The 22,194-nt window shown below is 69.4% G+C and carries 17 protein-coding genes and 1 pseudogene; 10 read left to right on the forward strand and 8 right to left on the reverse strand.

Features of this window, described 5'->3' with window-relative positions; all coding sequences use genetic code 11:
* Positions 1 to 87: 87 nt before the first annotated feature.
* The 3 genes from KRR26_RS14770 to KRR26_RS14780 form a co-directional block, all read right to left on the reverse strand.
* Complete coding sequence (locus KRR26_RS14770; RefSeq protein ID WP_217080123.1) at positions 88 to 1,515, reverse strand: FAD-binding oxidoreductase; 1,428 nt, start codon at positions 1,513 to 1,515, stop codon at positions 88 to 90.
* Positions 1,512 to 2,069 (reverse strand): GTP cyclohydrolase I, encoded by a 558-nt coding sequence (gene folE, locus KRR26_RS14775; RefSeq protein ID WP_217080124.1) that lies wholly within the window; start codon positions 2,067 to 2,069, stop codon positions 1,512 to 1,514. Before folE ends, KRR26_RS14770 begins: the two co-directional genes overlap by 4 nt.
* 112 nt (positions 2,070 to 2,181) lie before the next feature.
* Positions 2,182 to 2,523, reverse strand: coding sequence for a Rieske (2Fe-2S) protein (locus KRR26_RS14780; protein WP_217080125.1), 342 nt, complete (start codon positions 2,521 to 2,523; stop codon positions 2,182 to 2,184).
* A gap of 156 nt (positions 2,524 to 2,679) precedes the next feature.
* Between KRR26_RS14780 and KRR26_RS14785 the strand changes: the two genes are divergently transcribed.
* The 6 genes from KRR26_RS14785 to KRR26_RS14810 all read left to right on the forward strand — a co-directional run bounded on the left by KRR26_RS14785 (position 2,680) and on the right by KRR26_RS14810 (position 8,015).
* Complete coding sequence (locus KRR26_RS14785) at positions 2,680 to 3,108, forward strand: hypothetical protein (RefSeq protein WP_120206898.1); 429 nt, start codon at positions 2,680 to 2,682, stop codon at positions 3,106 to 3,108.
* A gap of 81 nt (positions 3,109 to 3,189) precedes the next feature.
* A complete protein-coding gene (locus KRR26_RS14790) occupies positions 3,190 to 4,548 on the forward strand; it encodes a zinc-regulated TonB-dependent outer membrane receptor (protein ID WP_217080126.1) in 1,359 nt (452 codons plus the stop codon).
* 20 nt (positions 4,549 to 4,568) lie between these two features.
* On the forward strand, positions 4,569 to 5,492 hold the full coding sequence (locus tag KRR26_RS14795; protein ID WP_217080127.1) for a metal ABC transporter substrate-binding protein: 924 nt from the start codon (positions 4,569 to 4,571) through the stop codon (positions 5,490 to 5,492).
* 4 nt (positions 5,493 to 5,496) lie between these two features.
* Positions 5,497 to 6,354, forward strand: coding sequence for a hypothetical protein (locus KRR26_RS14800; RefSeq protein WP_217080128.1), 858 nt, complete (start codon positions 5,497 to 5,499; stop codon positions 6,352 to 6,354).
* Positions 6,355 to 6,403: 49 nt separating this feature from the next.
* Positions 6,404 to 7,162: a metal ABC transporter ATP-binding protein gene (locus KRR26_RS14805; RefSeq protein ID WP_233577106.1), complete on the forward strand. Its 759-nt coding sequence runs from the start codon at positions 6,404 to 6,406 to the stop codon at positions 7,160 to 7,162.
* The gene (locus KRR26_RS14810; protein ID WP_120206909.1) at positions 7,143 to 8,015 is read left to right on the forward strand and encodes a metal ABC transporter permease; all 873 of its coding nucleotides are present in this window, start codon (positions 7,143 to 7,145) and stop codon (positions 8,013 to 8,015) included. The genes KRR26_RS14805 and KRR26_RS14810 overlap by 20 nt, the downstream gene beginning before the upstream one ends.
* Positions 8,016 to 8,024: 9 nt before the next feature.
* On the opposite strand, the gene KRR26_RS14815 is transcribed toward KRR26_RS14810, so the two are convergent.
* The 3 genes from KRR26_RS14815 to KRR26_RS14825 all read right to left on the reverse strand — a co-directional run bounded on the left by KRR26_RS14815 (position 8,025) and on the right by KRR26_RS14825 (position 10,325).
* On the reverse strand, positions 8,025 to 8,573 hold the full coding sequence (locus tag KRR26_RS14815; RefSeq protein WP_217080129.1) for an isochorismatase family protein: 549 nt from the start codon (positions 8,571 to 8,573) through the stop codon (positions 8,025 to 8,027).
* Positions 8,574 to 9,109: 536 nt separating this feature from the next.
* The gene (locus KRR26_RS14820) at positions 9,110 to 9,598 is read right to left on the reverse strand and encodes a hypothetical protein (RefSeq protein ID WP_217080130.1); all 489 of its coding nucleotides are present in this window, start codon (positions 9,596 to 9,598) and stop codon (positions 9,110 to 9,112) included.
* Between the two features lie 292 nt (positions 9,599 to 9,890).
* A complete protein-coding gene (locus tag KRR26_RS14825; protein ID WP_217080131.1) occupies positions 9,891 to 10,325 on the reverse strand; it encodes a hypothetical protein in 435 nt (144 codons plus the stop codon).
* A gap of 274 nt (positions 10,326 to 10,599) precedes the next feature.
* On the opposite strand from KRR26_RS14825, the gene KRR26_RS14830 reads away from it, so the two are divergent.
* The 3 genes from KRR26_RS14830 to KRR26_RS14840 all read left to right on the forward strand — a co-directional run bounded on the left by KRR26_RS14830 (position 10,600) and on the right by KRR26_RS14840 (position 16,172).
* Complete coding sequence (locus tag KRR26_RS14830; RefSeq protein WP_217080132.1) at positions 10,600 to 12,069, forward strand: hypothetical protein; 1,470 nt, start codon at positions 10,600 to 10,602, stop codon at positions 12,067 to 12,069.
* Between the two features lie 33 nt (positions 12,070 to 12,102).
* The gene (locus tag KRR26_RS14835; RefSeq protein WP_217080133.1) at positions 12,103 to 12,813 is read left to right on the forward strand and encodes a Bax inhibitor-1/YccA family protein; all 711 of its coding nucleotides are present in this window, start codon (positions 12,103 to 12,105) and stop codon (positions 12,811 to 12,813) included.
* Between the two features lie 575 nt (positions 12,814 to 13,388).
* A complete protein-coding gene (locus tag KRR26_RS14840) occupies positions 13,389 to 16,172 on the forward strand; it encodes a vitamin B12-dependent ribonucleotide reductase (RefSeq protein ID WP_217080134.1) in 2,784 nt (927 codons plus the stop codon).
* Positions 16,173 to 16,245: 73 nt separating this feature from the next.
* Here the strand turns inward: KRR26_RS14840 and KRR26_RS36825 are convergent, their stop codons facing one another.
* Positions 16,246 to 19,269: a hypothetical protein gene (locus KRR26_RS36825; protein ID WP_236068628.1), complete on the reverse strand. Its 3,024-nt coding sequence runs from the start codon at positions 19,267 to 19,269 to the stop codon at positions 16,246 to 16,248.
* Between the two features lie 1,690 nt (positions 19,270 to 20,959).
* Here KRR26_RS36825 and KRR26_RS36830 point away from each other — a divergent pair.
* Positions 20,960 to 21,613: a hypothetical protein gene (locus tag KRR26_RS36830; protein ID WP_236068629.1), complete on the forward strand. Its 654-nt coding sequence runs from the start codon at positions 20,960 to 20,962 to the stop codon at positions 21,611 to 21,613.
* Between the two features lie 56 nt (positions 21,614 to 21,669).
* On the opposite strand, the pseudogene KRR26_RS37830 reads toward KRR26_RS36830, so the two are convergent.
* Positions 21,670 to 22,038: pseudogene (locus KRR26_RS37830) on the reverse strand (GspE/PulE/PilB domain-containing protein); the annotation flags it as partial.
* Positions 22,039 to 22,194: the final 156 nt, after the last annotated feature.

Consider the following 22,194-nt stretch of genomic DNA (forward strand, 5'->3'; position numbering starts at 1 on the left):
AAAGCCCATCACGCGCATCGCCTTCTCAGGACTTGGAACGTGAGAAGCGCGACGCACACACGTGGTTCGAGCGATTCGGCCCACGGACTAGGAACGCTTGGGCGCGGGGAACATTTTCTCCGGGTTGAGCAGACCTGATGGGTCAAAGAAGGCCTTGAGCCGTCGCTGGAGATCCAGCAACGCCGCGGACTGCTCCAGCGCCAGATATTCCCGCTTGGCGTGGCCTACACCGTGCTCGCCGGTGATCGTTCCACCCAGCTCCACCGTCATCAACAACATGCGGCGCAAAGCTTCTTCCACCAACGGACGCTGCGCGGGTCCGTCGTAGAGGATGTTGGCGTGGAGGTTGCCGTCCCCCGCGTGGCCGTACGTGGCGACAGTGAGGCCCAGCTCGGCGCCCATGGCCTTCAGGCGCTCGATGATCTCAGGGATTCTCGAACGTGGGACGACGATGTCCTCGGAGATTTTCGCGGGCTTGAGCGCCCGAAGGGCGGGAGAGATGACCCGGCGCGCGGCCCACAGCTTCTCTCGCTGCGAGTCGTCCTGGGCCACGAGCGACTGGGTGGCGCCCTGGCGGTCGCAGATTGCCCCCAATTGGGACAACTCGGCGAGGACGCCCTCCTGCGCGTTGCCGTCCACCTCGACGATGAGCGCGGCGCCCGCGCCCGGAGGAAACGCGAAGCTCCCACGGTGGACGATGGCCGCGATGGCCACGTCGTCGATGAGTTCCAGGCAGCGAGGCAGGATGCCGGCGGCCAGCACCGCGGACACGGCGCGCGCGGCGCTCAGCACCGAGGGGAAGACGATGAGCGCCGTCATCACCCGCCGAGGCAACGGGATGAGCTGGAGGATGATCTCCGTGGCGACGCCGAGCGTTCCCTCCGACCCCACGAAGAGGCCCACGAGGTCATACCCCGCCACGCCCTTGATGGTGCGGCGCCCGACCTGGAGGATCTCCCCCTCCGGCGTGACCCAGGTGAGCCCGATGACGTAGTCCCGCGTGACGCCGTACTTGAGCGCCCGCGGGCCGCCCGCGTTCTCCGCGACGTTGCCCCCGAGCGTGCAGAACTCCCACGAGTTGGGATCGGGTGGATAGAAGAGGCCTCGCTCCTCCACCGCGCGCATCAGGTCCCCGGTGATGACGCCCGGCTCGACCACCGCGGTCAGGTCCTCCACGGAGATGGCGAGGATGCGATTCATCCGCTCCAGGCTGACCACGAGCCCGCCTCGCAGGGGCAGCGAACCGCCGCTCTTGCCACTGCGCGCGCCGCACGGGGTGAAGGGCACACCGTGAACCTGGCATCGCTTGAACACGGCGGAGACCTGCGCGGTGTCGTCCGGAAAGACGACGGCGTCCGGGAGGAACTCTCCGCTGTCCGACTCGTCACGGCCATAGGCCGCGAGCGTCTCCGCGTCCTGGCGCACCTGCCCCGGCGTGAGCACCCGAGCGAGGTCGGCGAGGAGCCTTGCCACCCGCTCGGGCTCCACGCGGGTAAAGTGCGCTTGCTCCGTCATCGCCGCGCTCCCAGCCGTGCCCACAGCTCGCGCCGCAGCGGACCCTCGCGCCGAAGGCGTCCTTCATAGGCTTCCGCGTGTGTGGTGGCGTCCCGCTGATGATCGCCCCGCAAGCGCAAGCAGGACTGCTCCGCCTCGATGATGCAGGCCGTGGCGGGACTGCCCAGGACCTTGGCCAGCGAGCCCGCCACGTGCCGAGCGAGGTCCTCCTGGAGGATGAGCCGGTGAGCGAAGCAGTCCACCAGCGCGGAGAGGCGACCGAAGCCAACCACGCGAGAGCCCGGCACATAGGCCACATGCGCGCGACCCGTGAAGGGCAGCAGGTGATGCGGGCACATGGAATGGAAGCGCAGGTCCGTCACCACGACCATCTCGCCGGAGGAGTCCGGCGGCGCGGGGAAGGTCTCGCCCAGGGCGGACTCGGGGGTCTGGAGATAGCCGTCCAGGAACTCGTTCACCCAGGCCTCGGCCACGCGCCCCGGGGTGTCCACCAGGTTGGCGTCTTCCAGCGGGAGCCCCGCGGCACGCAGGAACTGCCCCACCGCCGCGGCCATGGCGGTCGGATCAGGCCTCGCGGCTCCAGCGGGCGCGCGCGACGAGGGGGCGGGACGACGACGGACTCGGGACGAGGGCACGGGGTGGCGACTCCCTGGCATTGGCCAGCGTTCAGACGGCGGGGAAGCTACCCGAAGCGTCCACGAGGATCTCGTCGCCTCGCAGCGCCACCTCATAGATGCGAACACGAACGCCTGGGCGCTCGGGGCAGGTTCCCGTGCGCACGTCGAAGGGCCAGGCGTGCAGCGGGCAGTGGAGCAGGTGCCCGGCGACGTCGCCTTGAGACAGCGGGCCGCCGCGGTGAGGACAGGTGTCCGCGAGCGCGAACACCTGCTCGCCCACTCGCACCAGCGCGATATTCGTGTCCCCCACGCGCACCACCGCGCGGCCTCGCGCATCCAGGTCCGACAGCCGCGCCACTGGAATGAACTGCCCGCCCGCTTGTCCGTTCATGAGGAGTCACGCACCCAACGCACCGCGTCCCGCCCCATTTCCAGCGCTCGGAGAACCCCACGCCGCTGCTGTGGATTCGGCCCTCTGGCGGAATCCCCGCGCCTTGACACCCTTGAACCCCGTCAGTAGAGCAAGCAAGATCCTTCCCCTGCCCTGATGCCCACGCGCTCCCACAGCCTCGCTCGCATCGTCGCGACGTTGCTCGTCGCGTTCTGGGCTGTCCAGCCGTTGGGCATGGTGCTGCATGTCCAGGAGCATGCACACCGCTTCTGCCCCGAGCATCAGGCGTTTGAAGAGAGCGCCCGCGGCACGAGCATGGGGATGGCGCGCCTCGCGGCGAACGCGCCCGCGCTCTCGAGCATCCCCGCCGCGGTGGCGGACTCGACACGTCCCACCCACGAGACGTGCCCCGTTCTCACCGGCGCCCCCCAGTTGCAGGCCCTGCACGCCGACTCGGGTGTCCGCCCGCAGACATGCTGGACGGTGAGCCCGCCGGCCACTGCTCCGCCGACTCCGTTCACCCCGCTCGCTGTTCTCGACACCGCCCCGAAGGCCTCGCCGCCCGTGCGCTCGCTGTCCGCGTAGCGTTTCGTTGGCCATTGCAGGTCTTTCGCGTCGACGTCCGCCCTCGCCAGTTCGCGGGCGTCCGGTTTCGAGGAGCATTCCGTGTCATTTCCGTCGCGCCAGGTTCCTGGCGTTCTCCTGGGCATTGCGCTCGCCCTGGGCCTTTGTGGCTCGGCCGCGCGCGCCCAGCAATCGCAGTCGTCCCCGCCTTCCGACAACTCCCCGCCTCCCGGGTCGAGCACCGAGTCCCCCCCCCTGAGTCCCGAGGACATGGCGGAGATCGAATCCGCCGTGGGCAAGGACACGTCCGCGAGCAAGCCGCCGGCAAGCTCGGGGGCGTCACCGGCCTCGCCCACCGCGACGGATGACTCGGGGGTCACCCCCCTGAAGCTTCCAGCGGCGCTCAGCGGCGGCAACAACCTGTTGGACCTGAGCTTCATCCTCGACATCGCCGCGGCGGGCTTTTCGTCCAAGGAGCCCTTGCAAGGCGGCGGGCACGACCCCACCTCCAATGGGTTCAACCTCCAGCAACTGGAGCTGTCCATCGGCTCGGTGGTGGATCCGTACTTCCGCTTCGACAGCAACCTCGTCTTCAGCCAGTTCGGCGTGGAGATTGAAGAGGCGTACGTCACCACCCTGGACCTTCCGGCCAACCTTCAGCTGCGCGCCGGACAGTTCCTCACCCGCTTCGGCCGCATCAACGCCACGCATCCCCACACGTGGGACTTCGTGGACCAGCCCTTCGTCATCAGCCGCGACTTTGGAGGCGAGGGCAACCGAGGGCTCGGCGTGGAGGCCTCGTGGCTCACCCCGCTGCCCTGGTACGTCGAGGTCGTTGGCAGCAGCACCGACGCGAAGGGCGAAGGCACCGCGCGCAGCTTCTTCGGCGCGGCGAACGAGCGGGTGCTCTCGCCCTGGGATCTTCAGTACACGGGAGCCATCAAGCAGTTCTTCCCGCTGAGCGATGACCTGTCCCTGCTCTGGGGCCTGTCCACCGCCACGGGACCGAATCCCACCGGGTACCGCAACCACACCAGCATCTACGGGACGGATGTGTACCTGAAGTTCCGCCCCATCCGCGCCGAGAGCTCCCAGCAGCTCGTGTTCCAGGCGGAGGTCCTCTACCGCCGGCGCCAGGTCCCGGACGACCTGCTCACGGACTGGGGCGGCTACGCGCAGACCGTGTGGCGGTTCGCCAAGCGGTGGGGTACGGGCGTGCGCTACGAGTTCGGCACGCCCGCGCACAACCGCGCGGGGCTCGTCGCGGACGACCCGCTCGATCCCGAGTGGACCGCCAATCGCCAGCGCATCTCCGCGCAGGTGACGTACTGGCCCACCGAGTTCTCTCGCCTGCGCTTGCAGGCCGCCACGGACCGCGTGGGCTGGCGCGACACGCCGGACTACTCGGCCTTTCTCGCGCTCGAAGTCGTGACGGGTGCCCACGGCGCCCATGCCTTCTGACCCATCCAGGAGCCCCTGACATGCGACTCATCTCTCATCTCGCGGCCCTGTGTGCCGCCGTTGTGTCCCTCTTCGCCGCGCCCGCGCTGGCGGACCTCAAGGTCGTCGCCACCCTTCCCGACCTCGCCGCGTTGGCGAAGGCCGTGGGCGGCGACAAGGTGGAGGTCCAGGCCCTGGCCCTCCCCACGCAGGATCCTCACTTCGTGGACGCCAAGCCCAACCTGGCGCTGGCCATCAATCGCGCGGACCTGCTCATCGCCGAAGGTCTGGACCTGGAGATCGGTTGGTTGCCCACGCTGCAGATCGGCGCGCGCAACAAGCGGATCCAGACGGGCAACCCCGGCTATCTGGACGCGTCCCAGTTCGTCCACGTCCTGGAGGCGCCCACCGTGAAGGTGGATCGCAGCCAGGGCGACGTGCACCCCGGTGGCAATCCGCACTTCACCTATGACCCGCGCGCAGCGCTCGCGGTGGCGAAGGGCATCGAGGCGCGCATGGAGCAGCTCGATGCCGCGAACGCCGCGACCTACAAGGCCAACCTGGAGAAGTTCAGCCGCGAGTTGGAAGCAGCCCGCGCGGGTTGGGAGAAGCGGCTCGCGGGCCTGCGCGGCGCTCCCGTCATCGCGTACCACAAGACGACCGCGTACCTTCAGGACTGGCTCGGGTTCGACACCATCGAGTTCCTCGAGCCCAAGCCCGGCATCCCGCCCAATCCGTCGCACGTGGCCCAGGTGCTCACCGTGGGCAAGGCCAAGAAGGCGCGCCTGGTGCTGCGCGAGGAGTACTACCCCGACGGCACCGCGCGCCTCGTCGCGTCCAAGATTCCCGCGCCGCTCGTCGTGCTGCCCGGCGGCACCGACTTCCGCGGGGGGCAGACGTACATCCAGCACATGGATGCCTTCGTGACGAAGCTCGAACAGGGCCTCGCGGGGAAGGGCAACTGACGCCATGCGCGCCACACGACTCCTTCCCCTGCTGCTCCTGTCGGGATGCGCGCTCGGTGACGGCGAGGGCTTCGCCGTCCTGGAGCCCACCGTCCGCGCCGGCTACGTCACCCCCGCCGACCGCGACGCGGGTCAGGGCTATGCCCAGCTCGCTTCGGACTTTCAGGTGAGGCTGACCCAGGCCTCGGTGACGTTGGGCGACATCGACTTGCTCGCGAGTTCGGGCGGCAGCTCGGGCGCCACCGCGTTCGATCCCGCGAACCCGCCCGAGGGCTACACGCTGTGCCACGGCGGACACTGTCACCGCGATGACGGCGCCCTCGTGCCCTATGACGAGGTCGCGGCCGAGTTGAGCGGTGGCGGTGTCAGCACACGCACCGTGGCGAGCCTGCCAGTCGAAGCGGACCTCGACCTCCTCGCCCCCGAGCCCCGTGTGCTCACGTGCCAGCCCGGCTGCGAGCTTCCGCAGACCACGGTGACGAAGGGCCGGTGGACCGTCACCGCGCTGCGCCTGACCGGCGCCGTGCGCGACAGTCGGGCCACGCCACGACTCCAAGGCGAGCGCGTCTTCCGACTCACCCAGCTCACCGCTCCGGACGGAGACGCGGGCGAGCCCGTGGCCGTGTTGAACAGCGCCCTGGATGTCCCCTCGGACCGAGAGAACAAGCCGCGCGTTCTGCTTGGACTCCAACTGGAGGTGACGCCCGCGCTGTTTGATGGCGTGGACTGGTCCGCGGTCGTGCCCGCGGCGGATGGCGTGCTGGATCTCGATGCTCCCGCGAACGAGGCCGTGCGCCTCGCGCTGCTCGCGAACGTGGCCCGACTGGGACCGACCGCGGAGGTGAAACGTGAAGGCCGGTGAACCGGGCACGTCGAGCGAGGAGGCCTCGCACCTCCCCGCCGAGAAGGCACTGGGCGAGCCGCTCCTCTCCTGCGAGAAGCTCGTCATCGGCTATGGCGGCAAGGCAATGTTGCCGCCCATCGACCTGACGGTGCGACGCGGACAGTTCGTGGCGGTCATCGGCCGCAACGGTTCTGGCAAGAGCACGTGGTTCAAGACCCTGCTGGGCTTGATCGAGCCCGTGTCGGGCTCCGTCTCTCGGGCGGGGCCGCACGTGCGCAGTGCCTATGTGCCGCAGACGTCCGCCATCGACGCACTGTTGCCCGTGCGCACGCGCGAGCTGACCGCCTGGGGCCGATTGTCGGGGTGGAACTTCTTGCGGCCCTTCGCCGCGCGTTCGGATCGCCACGCGGTGGACACCGCCATCGACACGGCGGGCGCACGCGCCATCGCCCATCGTCCCTACCGCGAGCTGTCCGAGGGCCAAAAGCAGCGTGCCCTCCTCGCGCGCGTCATCGCCACCGAGGCCGACCTTGTGTTGCTGGATGAGCCAACGGCCGCCATGGACGCGGTGGCCGAGCGCGAGACGATGCAGCGACTGTGCGCGCTGTCTCGCGAGCGCGGGCTGGGCGTCGTCGTGGTGAGCCACGACCTCATCGTGGCCGCCGAGCACGCCGATGTCCTTCTCTTCGTCGACCGAGAGACGTCCGCCATCGTGATGGGCGATGCGCGCACCGTCTTCTGCCACCCCGCCTTCCGACGCCAGTACGGCGACGATTACTGCCAACGCGCACCTCCGGGACCACACCGTGGAACAGACGCTGGTTGACCCTTCCAAGTGGGAGCAGTTCCGCGCGGGCTGGGAGCTGTTCCGCGATCCCATCCTGTGCGCGCTCATCGCGGGCTGCGTGCTGGGATTTCTCAGCGTGTATGTGGTGCTCCGGCGCATGGTGTTCGTCAGCGCGGCCGTGACGAACTCCGCGGGCCTGGGCGTGGCGCTGGCCTTCTATTCGGAGATCCACCTGGGCATGCATGTAGAGCCCGTGCTGGGCGCCACCTTGCTGGCCGTGGCCGCCACGCTGCTGCTCATGGTCGAGCCCGCTCGACTGCGGCTCTCTCGGGAGAGCTTGCTGGGCATGGCCTACGCGCTCACGGGCGGCGCGGCCATCCTCGTGGGCGATCGGATCTCGCAGGAGGCCCATGACATCCAAGGCATCTTGTTCGGAACCGCCGTGCTCGTGACGCCGGAGCAGTTGGCCACGGTGGCCATCGTCGGGGGGCTCGTGCTGTTCATCCACCTGTGGTGGTACCGCGGGCTCACCTTCGCGAGCTTCGACCGAGTGGGCGCCAGTGTGCAGGGCCTGCCCGTGCGCGTGCTGGACACCGTGCTCATGGTGTCCATCGGCGTCATGGTGGGCGTGTCCACGCGGGCACTGGGGTCGCTGCCCGTGTTCGCGTTCTCCACGGTGTCCGCCATCGCCGCGTTGGTGCTGGACCTGCGCCTGCCCTGGACGTTCCTCGCGGCCACCCTCGCCGGCGGAATCGCGGGCGTGGGTGGCTACCTGTTCGCCTACTTCAACGACTTCCCGGTGGGCGGCTCGCAGACCGTTGTCTCGGCCGTCCTGGTGGGGCTCGCGATGGCGGTGCGCCTGGTGCGCAACGCGGTGAGCAAGCCGAGCTGAACGGCGAACTCAGCGGACCGCGGCGGAGATCTTCTTGAACTCGGGCGTGCCCGCGCGCCCGAGCAAGTCGAAGAGCGCGGCCTCCACCGTGAGGACCCGCGCACCCGCGTCCCGGGCCAGCTCCAGCCCCACGCGCCGATCCTCCGCCGTGCGAGACAGGACGGCGTCCGCGAGGAGATAGGGCTCGAAGCCGCGCTCCGAGAGGTCGCGGATCGTCTGGAAGATGCAGATGTGCGTCTCCATGCCGACGACCAGGACCTGACGGCGCGTCCCCAATGCGGAGAGCACTTCGGGCACGGCCGCACTGAACTCCAGCTTCTCCATCGGCTTCGCGTCCCCCAGCCGCATGCGCAAGAGCGAGTGCGTCGGCCCGAGGCCCTTGGGGTACTGCTCCGTGACGAGCACCGGCAGGCCGAGCGCTCGCGCACCCTCGATGGCCGCGTTCGTTCGGGCCAGCATCCGGTCCAGTTCGTCCCGATCCATCACCGCGCACAGGCGCTCCTGGATGTCCACGACGAGCAGCGCGGTCTGGTCCTGCTTCAGGCGAAACGAAGGCATGGCGTCTCCTGGGAACCGGACGCCTAGAAATGCGAATGCCTCGCGCACGTCAAGCGCCGCGCGGGAGCCCCCTCTTCTCCGTCATCGGCAGGACAGCGGAGCTCGTTCAGGGACTGGCACGGACGCGTCGTCCTCGGATCGCACCAGGCCCATCCGTCGCCCAGGGCCTGTCCGCGCCGTGCGCACGCGCAGATTGGCTCCGGAAGGTGCCTGTCCGCGTCCGTGCGACGTGCAGCAGGTCGGGTCGCCCCTGCCGCACGCCGCGCGGACCGCGCTCCGCCGCGTCCGTTGCTTCACCTCATGGCGCGGCGACTGGGGCCTCGTGGGTCGGCGCGCAGCGCGCTCAGCGTACGCGTGAGCAGCCGCGCGAACGTTCCACGTGCGGTTCGTCCGCGCGGCACGCCATCGCCTCGCGGACTCAGCAACTCCACGACCACCGTGTGTCGGCGGCCAGCCCGGCCCGGGATGCCATGGACTTGTCGTGCCCCGTCACGGCGCAGGTCATCGAGGGGGATGCGCGAGGTCGTGGCCATGGCTCAGTGCGCGTGCTCATGCTCGCCCGACTCCTCGATGACGAGCGACACTTGACCAACCGTCGTCGGACCGAAGGTCAACGTGTGCGTGCCCACGCCGAGCGGGACCACGTGGCGGCCCCGGATATCCGTGCATGATTCGGAGCTTGTCGCGTGCGCTTCTGCCTCGACCACCTGTCCGCCCGAGGTCGTCACCGTCACGGGCACATCGACGTTCGTGAAGAGGACGTAGTCCTCGGCCGCGGTCACCGCGAAAGAGACCGCGCCGCCCTTGCCGCCCGCCACCTCCTGCAATGCGATGTCGTAGCGCTTGTGGTCATTGCTCACCGCGGGCCCCGTGCCCTCGCGCACGGCGGAGAGGCTGACGCCGGGTCCTTTCTGCAAGTGCTCACACCCCTCCTCATCCACCACAGAGGAAGGCTTGGAAGAATCATCGCCACACGCGGAGAGCAACGCGGCGGACAGCAGGACTGCGGACAGGGACTTCTTCATGGTGTGACTCCAGTGTGGATGCGACGTGAAGGGGCGCACACGTCGCCGCGGCGCGTCCCCAGAGAGACGAGTCACAGCGCGCGTGCAGGACTGCGGTGAGACGGAAGAGAGCCCACGCGAGGTCGGCACCTGCCGAGCACGGTCCGCTCAGCAACTCATCCGACGACGCGACGCTTCAGGGCCGGGTCACGCTCTTCGCGTGCACGAACCCAGCGGTCGCATCTGCAGGACGCGCGTTGGCGACGGGGCACACGAGTGCCCTCGCGCACGAACGCGCGCTCCGGACGTGGACTCAGACGCGAGGCGGTGAGGATTTGGGGGCGAGCCGCAACCGCTCCACGGGCTCCGCGTGGAAGCGGAACACGGCGAGCGCGGGGCTGGCTCGGGAGGACAACACCGGCGACTGCATGAGGCTCGACGCCGGAGCAGGTGCCTCCCGGCGGCAGAAGGCGTGGTGGCAGTGCGCCTCCGCGCCGTGCCTCACGGGCATCGCCCGATTCGACTGCGCGATGCGGACGTCATCGAAGGCCGACTCCATCGCCTTCTGGCGTCCGTCACGTGCCACCTCGTCCAGGTGGATCACCTCGCCGTGCTCCCAGCACGTGACGTGCTGGACGAGCGCGAAGTGCAGCACGCTCCCCGCGTAGGCCACCGCACACATGAGCACCAGCGCCAGCAGCGCTGGGCGCGAGGCACGGTGTCTCGGATGGGGGGGGCGGCGGAGCATGCTCACGTCAACTCGGTTTCAAGTGAAAATGAGTTGCGTTTGTAAGCCAGTCTACGCTTGCGCGCAAGCTCGGGCCCCGAGCCCACCCCAGACATGAGGCCTCCGGTCGATGGCGAGCCATCGCACGGGCCCGACCTGGCGCCTGCCCCCGCCCGCTCCCTTCGCGGGCGGGCACGTGTCGGATGGCAGGAGCCACTGCCCTACCGGGAAGAGAGGCCCTGCCCGTGCGTTGGTGGGTGGACCACCCCTGCCCCTTGGACGTAGGGTCCGCGCCGTGCAAGAGCTACTGGACGTACTTCGGAGACAGGCGCAGCACTTCGGGCCCGAGCTGGCGCGCGTGGCCTATCAGCGCGGGCTCGCGGTGACGAAGCCGGATGGCAGCACCCGGCCCATCCCCGTCACCGCCACGCCGGTGATCCTCGACGCGGCGGAGATCCGTCGACGCGCGGGACTCTCGGCGCACCTCGCCTCGGCCACGGTCAAGATGACCCGGGCCGTGCTCGACGGGCCGGATGCCGAGCTGTTGCTGGGCGCGCTGTCGCCCTTGGAGCGCTCGCTCGCGGAGCGCACCTGGAGGCAGGCCACCCGCCTGGCCACCACCCGCGTGGACTACTTCGTCTCGGGCGGCCGCCCGTGGGCGCTGGAGGTCAACGCCACCATCCCGGCCATGCAGGGCTACTCGGACATCGCGGCCCGCACCTTCATCGAGGTCGTGGGCCGGCATTTCCGCTACCCTGAGAAGGGGCTGGGCGCGTTGCTTGCGCTCAACGGCAGCAACCCCCTGGCGCTGTACCGGGCGCTGCTGGATGGCTACGCGGCGGAGCGCGCGGGGAAGATGCCCGAGACGGTCGCCCTCCTCTGCCGGCGCAACGACGCGCAGGTGTCCGAGCTGCGGTGGCTGTGCGAGCGCTTCCGGGAGTACGGCGCCGACGCGGACGTGGTGCATCCGGACGAGGTGTCTGGAGACGACGCGTTCGTCGTGAAGGGCAAGCGCTACGACCTGGTGTACCGCCACCTCTTCGTTCGTCGGTTGGAAGAGACGCCGTCGCCCTGGGTCGAGGACTTCCTGGGCGTGGTGCCGGGCAAGAAGGCGGTCTTCTTGAATCCCCCCGCCTCACAGGTCGAGGTCAAGACGACGTTCGCCCTGCTCTCCCAGGCGCTGACGGAGCCCGCGCTCGCTGAGCGCGCGAAGCTCACGCCCGAGGAGCTGGAGGCGATTGCTTCGTCCGTGCCCTGGACCCGGCCCTTCCGCCATGCGCCGGGCACCGCGCCGGATGGCTCGCGCGTCTCGGATGTGGTGGCCGCGGTCATCGCGGACCCCGGCCGCTTCGTCCTGAAGCGCTCGTGGGACTATGGCGGCAAGGCCGTGTTCCTGGGGCGCTCGGTGGGAACGGTGCCCTACGAGGAGCGCGTGAAGGCCGCGTATGGGGCCTCGCTGACGTGGGCGGAGCTGTGCGAGCGCGCCGCCACGGATCCGGCGGGCGGTGGGTATGTGGTGCAGGAGATCGTGGACACCACGCCCGAGGATCACCTCCTGTGCGGCGAGAACAGCGTGCTGCCCACATCGTTCTTCGTGGACTACTCGGCCTATGCCTCGGTGGGGCTGGGCAAGCAGCCGGCCTGGGGAGGCGTCTGCCGAGGCTCGATGTCCGAAATCGTCAACATCGTGGGCGGTGGCGGTGTTCTTCCCCTCATCACCACGGAAGTCGCTTCGAAGCTTTTGACCGCGTGGAAGGCGCTTTAAAGCGTCTCGAGTACGGAAGGAGAGAGAACACACATGGCCTGGGAAACTTCTGGCTGGCAGACCGCTGAGTCACCGACGGCGAACGAGCTGTTGATGCAGCAGTCGCAGCGCACGTTCATGACCCGCGTGTACGCGTGGATGTTCGTGGGCTTGATGATCACGGGTGCCACCGCGTTCGCGACGGTGGCGAACCAGGCGTGGCTCTCCACGGTCCTGCAATGGCGCTTCGGGCTGATCATCGCGCAGTTGGGGCTGGTGCTGGCGCTCTCGGGGCTGGCGCCTCGGCTGTCCGGCCCGGTGGCGGGCGCCCTGTTCGTCCTCTATTCGGCGCTCACGGGGACGACGCTGTCCGTCATCTTCCTCGTCTACACCATGGGCTCCATCGGGCAGGCGTTCTTCCTGGCCGGAGGTGTCTTCGCGGCGATGGCGCTCTACGGCACCTTCACCAAGAAGGACCTCGATGCGTGGAAGAGCTTCCTGTTCATCGGGCTCGTCGGCATCGTGCTCGCGGGCGTGGTCAACCTGTTCCTGAGCAGTGACGGGCTCGGCTTCGTCACCGCCTGCGCCACGGTCCTCGTCTTCGCGGGCCTCACGGCGTACGACAACCAGAAGCTGCGCCAGTATCACGCGAGCAGCGGCTTCAGCAGCGCCGCGACCCTCAGCATCGTCGGTGCGCTGATTCTCTACCTGGACTTCGTGAATCTGTTCCTCGCGATGGTCCGGCTGTTCGGCAAGCGCCGCTAAGTCTCCACCCCCAACGCGGTCCCCCAGGCGGGGCGCTGGCGTGCCACCCGGCACGTTTCAGCGCTCCGCCTTCGTCTTTTCTGGGCCCACCCAGACATCCAGCAAACGTCCGCGAGTGATCACGACCAGTTGCGCGAGCGTGACGTTACATGCAACGCCACCGTGTCAACACGACGGTGAACGGGGCTATTGCCACGGCGGCCGGCACGCTCTAGATCGGCGCCCCTGCCCGTCCGCACGCCTCACGGCCAGCCGCCCCGGCACGGTTCCTTGCCGGTCCAAACACCCCTCCAAACAGTGGGTAGGCAAATGCCCAGCACTATATATTGTGGAAGAATGGGGCTGGACGGCGGTGTCGGGGACCTCGGACGAAGCCACGTGGGCGGTCCCGGAGTGGCCCCCTCTCACTGGAGCGAGCACCCCTCCAGTCAATCGGCGCGGGCGCGTGACGCGCGCGTCACGCGGGCCCCCCGAAACCTTTCGCGGACCACCGAGACAACCCTCGGAATCTCGCGACATTAGCGTTTTGCAAAATTTTGCATCAGCACTCTGAGTGGACACTGGAGGCCGGCGACATGGAGACGGAGCTGAGCGCGAACCCCGCGGTGAATGGGTCGGAGCGGCGTAGGACGAGGGCCAAGGCGGAGGGGGGCGCGACGGGGCTCACCGTGGAGCGGTTCTTCACGACGCCCGGCGTGGATCCGGCCGATGAGCTGGCGTGGGAGTACCGCAGCGCGAGCATCACCGGCGAGGACGGCAAGGTCGTCTTCGAGCAGAGGGACCTCGAGGTTCCGCGTCCCTGGTCGATGCTGGCGACGAACGTGGTGGCGTCGAAGTACTTCCGCGGGACGCCGGGCACTCCCGAGCGGGAGTCGAGCGTGCGCAAGTTGGTGGCGCGCGTGGTGGACACCCTCACGCGCTGGGGCGTGGACGGCGGCTACTTCGCGAGCGACGCGGACCGCGACGCGTTCCATGCCGAGCTGACCCACCTGCTCTTGCGCCAGAAGGCGGCGTTCAACTCGCCCGTCTGGTTCAACGTGGGCGTGGAGGAGAAGCCGCAGTGCTCCGCGTGCTTCATCAACAGCGTGGAGGACTCCATGGACTCCATCCTCGGGCTGGCGCGGACCGAGGGCATGCTCTTCAAGTACGGCAGCGGCACGGGCAGCAACCTCTCCTCGCTGCGCGGCAGCAAGGAGCTGCTCGCGGGGGGTGGCACCGCGTCCGGCCCCGTGTCGTTCATGAAGGGTTTCGACGCGTTCGCCGGTGTCATCAAGAGCGGCGGAAAGACGCGGCGCGCGGCGAAGATGGTCATCCTCAACGCGGACCACCCCGACATCCTCGAGTTCATCCGCTGCAAGGCGACCGAGGAGAAGAAGGCCTGGGCGCTCATCGAGGCGGGCTACGACCCGTCGTTCAACGGCGAGGCGTACGCGTCGGTGTTCTTCCAGAACTCGAACAACTCGGTGCGCGTCACCGACGACTTCATGAAGGCCGTGGTCAACGATGCGCCGTGGACGACACGCGCGGTGCGCGATGGGCGCGCGCTGGAGACCCACCGGGCCCGCGACCTGTTCCGGGAGATCTCCGAGGCCGCGCACCTGTGCGGCGACCCGGGTCTCCAGTTCGACACCACGGTGAACGCCTGGCACACGTGCGCGGGCACGGCGCGCATCCACGCGTCCAACCCCTGCTCCGAGTACATGTTCCTGGATGACTCGGCTTGCAACCTGGCGTCGCTCAACCTGATGCACTTCCGCACGCTGGACGGTGGCTTCGATGTCGCCGCCTTCAAGCACGCGGTGGACGTGGTGCTGCTGGCTCAGGAGATCATCGTCGGCTTCAGCCGCTACCCCACGGACCGCATCGAGCGGAACAGCCACGACTACCGCCCCCTCGGGCTGGGCTACGCCAACCTGGGCGCGCTGCTGATGGCCAGCGGCCTGCCGTACGACTCCACCGCGGGCCGGAACTACGCGGCGGCCATCACCTCGCTCATGTGTGGCGAGGCCTATGCGATGAGCGCGCGCATCGCGGGCAAGCAGGGCTCGTTCGCCGGCTACGCCAAGAACGCCGAGCCCATGCTGGGGGTCATCCGCAAGCACCGCAAGGCCGCCTACGCCGTGCAGCCCGAGGGCGTGGGCGCGGAGCTGTTCGAGGCCCAGCGTCACGCGTGGGACGAGGCGATGTCGCTCGGCACCGAGAACGGCTTCCGCAACAGCCAGGTGACGGTGCTCGCGCCCACGGGGACCATCGGCTTCATGATGGACTGCGACACCACCGGCATCGAGCCGGACATCGCGCTCATCAAGTACAAGAAGCTCGTGGGCGGCGGGATGCTGAAGATCGTCAACCAGACGGTGCCGTTCGCGCTGGAGAAGCTCGGCTATTCGCAGACGCAGGCGCACGACATCGTCGCGTACCTCGACCGTCAGGACACCATCGAGGGCGCGCCCTTCCTCAAGAGCGAGCACCTGCCGGTGTTCGACTGCGCGTTCAAGCCCGCCAAGGGCCAGCGCAGCATCGCGTGGATGGGGCACATCCAGATGATGGAGGCGTGCCAGCCGTTCCTCTCCGGCGCCATCTCGAAGACGGTGAACATGCCCACTGACGCCACGGTGGAGGACATCGAGAAGGCGTACCTGGAGGCGTGGAAGCGCGGCCTCAAGGCCATCGCGGTGTATCGCGATGGCTGCAAGCGGACCCAGCCGCTCAACACCTCGACCCAGGCCGCGGCGCCGCAGCCGGCGGCCCCCGAGGTGGCTCCCGCCGTCACGCCCGAACCCCATGCGCAGCGGCGTCGCCTGCCGGACGAGCGCCAGTCCATCACGCACAAGTTCTCCATCGGCGGCCATGAGGGCTACCTCACGGTCGGCATGTACGAGGACGGCACGGCCGGCGAGCTGTTCGTCGTGATGGCCAAGGAGGGCTCGGTGGTGAGCGGGCTGATGGACAGCTTCGCCACCAGCGTGTCGCTGGCGCTCCAGTACGGCGTTCCGCTGCGCGTGCTCGTGGACAAGTTCATCCACACGCGCTTCGAGCCGAGCGGCTTCACGGGCAACCGCGACATCCCCATCGCGAAGTCCATCACCGACTACATCTTCCGGTGGCTCGCGCTGAAGTTCATGCCCGCGGAGCAGAGCCAGGACGAGATCGAGGTCCTGCCCGTGCTCGTGCAGGGTTCGGCGGTGCCGGTCGCGCACGCAGAGCCCGCTGCGGTCCAGGTCCCCGCGCAGCACTCGCGCAGCACGTGGCGGAATCAGGCGGACGCGCCTCCGTGCCACACGTGCGGCGCCATCATGGTGCGCAGCGGTGCCTGCTACAAGTGCGCGAACTGCGGCACCACGAGCGGGTGCAGCTGAGTCCTCGCGGCTCGGTGAGAAGGGATGGGGCTCCGGTGGCGTGTTCCACCGGGGCCCTGTTCATTTCAGCGGCTCAGCCCGCCCGCTCGTGCTGCTGGAGCCGCCCATACGTCGCGGTGACCTTCTCCGCGACCCGGGTGACCTCCGCGAGCATCTCCGGAGCCACGGGCGCAGGGCCGTGCTCGGCCACGAAGAACGCGACGGGACGACCGCGCACGCGCAGGGGCGCGACCAGCAGGTGCGACGCGGGCTCGCACAGCGCCGTGAAGATGGTCTCGTCCTGAGGGCAATCCGGCGTGCTGAACACGCGAGGAGCCCCGCTCGACAGCGCCGAGGCGAACAGGGACGGCGACTCCAGGTCGACGGACAGGGCAGCGACCTGAGGGCTCTCACTGCCAGCGCCCCACGCGCGGCCGACTCGCGCGAGGCCGAAGCTCTCTCCCAACAGGAAGGCGCGGCGGAAACGCCCCGCGCTGTAGGCCAGGAGCAGCTTGCCCACCAGTGCCTGCGTGCCCACTCGGTCCAGGACCGAGAGCAGTTGGTCCGCGCTGACGGCGGGCCCCTCCGTCGGAGTCTCCAGCGATGCACTCGCGGCGGCGAGCAGCGCCATGGCGGCGTCGTTGCCATCAGCGGGCGGCTGCCACGGCTGCATGAAGTCCCAGGCCGAGGCCAGGGCCACGTCGTCACTCTCGTGCGCGACCGAGGCGGGCGCATCCAGCTCCACCGCGCGCCCGTTCCATGAGGGCTCCGATGGCTCCTGCGCCGCGGCCCCCTGCCCTTGCCAACCGACGAACTCCCAGGTCGAGGCGAGCTGCATCGGCTCATCCGAGGCCGGACCGAGATCATCGAGTTCGATGGGCACGCGAACGCGCCGCTCGGGGACGGGAGCGGGCTCGGCCGGAGCGGACTCCAGGCCCCACGCGTGAGCGGATGGTCCCTCGGCGGCCTCGTCTTGAATGGCCACGATGGGCGCCGACGCGAACGACTCTTCCGGGAGCGTGGAGATGTGCTCGCGTGCAGGGTGGGACTGGGGCTCGGTTGGACTTGCGGTGCCAGTCTCTTGAGCCGACTTCGGATGCGCGTGCGGTGTCGACGGCGCTCCGGGCGCGGACTCCATGGCGTGCGCGTCGTGGGGAGGCTCGGACTCCGTCGCCGCTGTGGCGGGACTGAGTTCAGCGCCCTGTGCGGAAGTCCCTGCGGACGAGGGCTCCTCTGGCCGGACAGGCGCCACGTGCGCCAGGCCCTGGACATCCTGCGCACTCACAGACGGTGTGGACTCGGAGGGCGATGCATTGTCGTCCCCCTGTCCCACGACTTCGATCAACCCGCTGGGCGATGCAGCGTTTCCATCCGGTCCTGGCGCAACGGGATCTTCGTCATGCTGTCCGAGGGGTGCGGTCGCAACCCCCGTCTGCTCGCCAGACACGCGCTCCACTTCGAACAACTCGATGGACGCGGCCGTGTCTCCAGCGTGCCCCGTGGCCTTTGCGTCTCCTGCCCCCACGACACCGGGAGATGGAGTGGAGCCCTGCTGCGCTGAGGGCTCGAGCTCTGGTGCACCTCCTCCGATGGGCGACGCGGCGGTTGCAGGTTCCTCTTCGCCCGTGGGCATGAGGCCCGGTGCATCGGTCGAGGCATCCCGGTGCTTGACGCCCGTGCTCTCGCCCACCGACGTGTGAGCAACAGCCTCGACCTGGGTCTTGCCTGCGGCGTTGTCTCGCTCCGCGGTGGACTCTGCTACCGCGCGGGGCGCAGGAGGCGCTGCCTGAGGCGCAATCGAAACGGCCACAGCCTCGGCGGTCGTGGCTCCGAGCGTCGTTTCGACTCCTGGCACCGCGCTGATGGCCGCTACGCCAGCAGGCTCGGGGCTGGTGGACTCCGTCCGGCCTGGTACGTCGCCGTGAGAATTGCCCGCTGAGCGCGCGATGGCGTCGACATGCTCGACCCCTTCGCCCTGCGATTGCGCTCCAGCCGGTGCGCCCTCCCCAACGAGTTCGGAGAGTTCAGCCGGAGTTGGCGGTTCGATGACATCGACGAGATGAGACACGTCGGCCGAAGCAGCGTCGACCGCGTTGCTCCGTTTCGAGTCGGGCTCGACGGCAATGGCAGGAAGCGGGACGGATGCCCACTGTTCCTCGGAGAGCGGCGCGCCGGAATCGGAGCGCAGGGCAGACTCCGCCGTGAAGGCAAGGCTGCTGGCCTTGGCGTCCTCCGTTGATCCGAAGGGCTCAGGCGTAATGCCTGATTCAGCGACCCACTCGAAGGCACCCGCTGAATCCGCCAGCAGCGATTCACCCGGCGTTGCGGCATTCGCTTCGTTGGCGATGTCGCGTTCCGAAATGGGCTGTGGCTTCTCCTGCGACGGCACCGATGCATCGAGAGCCTGCGCGGCGACCTCCTGCGCTCGCGGCGTCTGTGCCGTGCTCGCCGAGAGTTCGGAGACAGGGAGCGTTGACGGCTGTGCCAGTTCACCGGTCTCGTCTGCAAAAGACCGTGGCTCATCGACACGGACGGCTTCAGCACCCGTCACGTCCGCAGGCAGCTCCAAGTTCGACACGTCGGACTGGGCACCGTCGATACCCTTCAGCTCCGAATCAGTGGCATCTCCCCACGACAGCTCGGTGAAGGCCTCCGGGACCGAATCCGCGTCAACGGAGTCGCTTGCCAGCGTGTCGATGAACTCAATGGGCTCCGAGCCGACGAGGTCCGCGGGCTCATCCGCCGGCAGAGCCAGAACTAGTGGGGCGAGCGTCGCAGACAACTCGACGGGCAACTCTGGCGATGGAGACTCCGGCAGAACATCGAACGCCGAGGCCCATGTGGAGCGCTCTTCGGATGCCGATGCGCCTTCGAGCGACTGCGCGTCGTGACCATCGACGAGAGGCAGCGCGAGTTCAATCGCTCGCGCCTTGCCAGCCACAGCGACGGGTTCGTGCGCGGAGTCCTGCGGATCCGCGAGGACCTCCGGCGCGCTGTCCAGGTCGATGTCGAGGACATCGGAATCGAGGGCTTCGATGTCCTCGATTGGCTCCAGCGCGAGCAGGTCCACCGGTTCGCTCTCGATGACATCGGCCGACAACAGCTCGGCGCCCGCCACGAACAGCGGAGGCGTTGGAATGACCGCCTCGTGAGCGGCGTGCGTTGGGAGGGCGAGCGGTGCGCCTCCTGTATCCGTCTCAGTGGTCAGCGCCCCAGGAGGAAACGCGCTGGGGGGCTGTGTGCTCGTCCCGTGGGGGCGTGGGCCGGACTCAAGCGGTGGCAGTGCCGCCGTGCTGGAGGGGTCATGCGCAGATGGAATGGCCCGAGGCGGCTGCTGCGGAACCTGCCCCGAGACAGGCTGAGCGACCGGACGCAGCGCGCCCGGAGGAAGCGAACCCGTGGGGGGACGCACTCCTGCGTCTCCCGCGAACACACCAGCGCCCTGCGGTGCTGGCATGCCTTGCGGCGTCAGTTGCCCAGGCACCAAGGTGGTGGATGGCTTCGCGCCGACGGGAGTGCCCTGCATGGGCAGGGCACGCCCCGCCTCCGGTGGCCCCATCGGCCGAGGCGCCATTCCTGGCGGCGTTCCCGCGACAGCGCGAGGCACGCCACTCGGCACCTGTGCGCCCGCCCCCGGAGGCGGCGCTGTCACACCTGGACGCGGTGGCGTAGCGGGCGTGGCCTCGGCCAGCGGCATCGGAGGACTCGCCGGGCGAGGGGCGTTCCCCGATGCGGCGTCGGTCAGAGGCAGCGCGGACACGGCAGGACGCGATGACAGTCCAGGTGCGGCAGCGCTCGCCGGGGCATCGGCCGACGCCATCGGGGGACCGCCTGCACGCGGCGCGGAACCAGGGCCGGATGCATGGGCGTCCGGGGACGGAATCGAGGCACCCGCTGGGCGGGGGGATGCGCCCAGCCCAGCGTTCAGAGGGCTGCTGTCAGGCCGAGACACCGGAGGCCCACCTGGACGAGGTGCCATGGCGGACGGCACACCCTCGAGCGGCATCGGGGGGCCCGCGGGCCGAGCTCCCATGCCCGGCGCTCCGGCCACACGTCCAGCCTCAGCTGGCGGGCCCGATGGACGCGGTGCCATCCCTGGAGGCTGCGCACTCCCTGGAGGCATCCCCGGCCCCGTCGGGGGACCCAGCGGACGCGACGCAGGCCCCTGCACAGGCCCCGGCGGACGCGAGGCCGTGGGCGGTGGCCCGATGGGCTTCGGGGCCATTCCGGGAGGCTGCGGCGGTCCGCTGGGAGCAGTGGCGCGCATCCCGGGGGGAATCGCTCCCGCTTGCGCGACCGGAGTACTCGCGGCTCCCGGCGGCGCACTTCCAGGCCGCGCCGTCATCCCGGGAGGTTGGGCGATGCCCGAGGCCCGCTCTTCTCCTCCCACCGGGCTGAGACCTGGAGACGACGGACGACGAGGGGGGCCTCCAGGATTCGCCCCCGCGACAGCGGGCATTCCTGGCGAAGAGGCTCGCGATGCGCCTCCCGCCGGAGGTCCACCCGCTCGCGACTGCATCCCCGGCGGCTGCCCAGCTCCGCTCGGCATGGCTCCCATCACGACGGGTGCCGCAGGGTCCTGTACGCCCGCCGATCGCGCCTGCACGCTGGACGACGGTGCGCCCGCACTCGACGCGGCCCCCGCAGGGCTCGGCGCCGCTGACTCGTACCCTCCCGCCACGCGAGACTGCATGCCGGGTGGCAGAGACGACGCGCTCGACATGGTGCCTGTCACGAGCGGCGCCGATGCGTCCTGGCCTCCCATCGCTCGCGACTGCGCACCGGACAGCTGCGCGGATCCGCTCGGAATGGCGCCCGCAGCATGGGGCGCCGCGGGACTCGGCGCTCCCGCCGCGCGCGCCTGCATCCCCGGCGGCTGTGCGCCACTGCTCGGCATCACGCCCGTCACGATGGGCGCCGCCGCGTCCGGAGCTCCCGTGCGCGCCTGCATCCCCGGCGGATGCATGGGCGAAGTCGGGCGCGCGGGTGGCGGAGCCATGGGTGTGCGGGGCGGCTCGGACGGCGCGAGGCGCGGCGGCGCTCCTGGCCTGGAGCCCGCGACCGGCGACAGCACAGGCGGACCTCCCGTGGCCCCAGACGACAACACAGGCGGCGCGACCTGCGCCTCACCATCCTCGGTGAAGTCGATCATCGCCTCGGATGACGAGAGTGGACCTCCGCTGGCGCGCAGCGGATCCGTGTCTCCAGCCTCCGGGGCCCATTGCACCGCGGCCTCCTCGACCGGCTCCGCGTCATCACTCAGGAACTGCCCCGGCGCGAGCCCTCCGAACATCGCCGCCGCACCGGGCTCGGCGCGCACCGGCGCTGGAGGCATCGAGGCTGGAGGCGCCACGCCGGGCGCCATCGCCGCGGGCCTGGATGGAGTGGCTGGCAACGGTGCAGCCGGACGCCGCGCCGCCGCCGATACAGTCTTCGGCCGCGACGAGCGCACCGGCCGCTGAATCCCGTAGCGCCGAAGCTGGTACTCGAAGAGCCGAAGCTCAGGCGTCACGTGCGGAATGATGCGCAGCCCCGTGATGAACCCCAGGGCGTCCACGTGTTGGATCTCCAGCGGGCTCGCCAGCGCGACCTTCAGCCTCCGCCCCTCCTGCCCCAACGGAAACGCGAGGTGCTTCTCCGCCTGCGCCGCCGTCAGCAGCTTGAGCGTCGCCTCGGGGACGACGTCGAAGTCCGCCTCCATCGCCACCGGCAGGCGCAGCTGCTCCCCCAGCGCCATGCCCAGCGTGTCGATGTCCAGCAACCCCATCTCCACCAGATGGGTCCCCAGCCGGCCGCCGTAGATGAGCTGGGAGTTCAACGCCTCGTCGAGCTGCGCCTGCGTGATGAGGCCCTTGCGGACCAGGATCGCTCCGAGCTTTTCGGCCATGGGAGGGCCGATTCTAGACAGCTTCCCGCGTCCGATACTGGCCCCTTTGGTCCACTCGCTCACCCACACCGGGCTCGCGTCCGCCGGAGGCACAGCCTCACCACCCGAGGTACGCTCGACGTGAAATCACGAACACTCCGAGCGCGCGAATCCGCT

It is taken from the genome of Citreicoccus inhibens (assembly GCF_019039035.1).
Classification (GTDB): Bacteria; Myxococcota; Myxococcia; order Myxococcales; family Myxococcaceae; genus Citreicoccus; species Citreicoccus inhibens.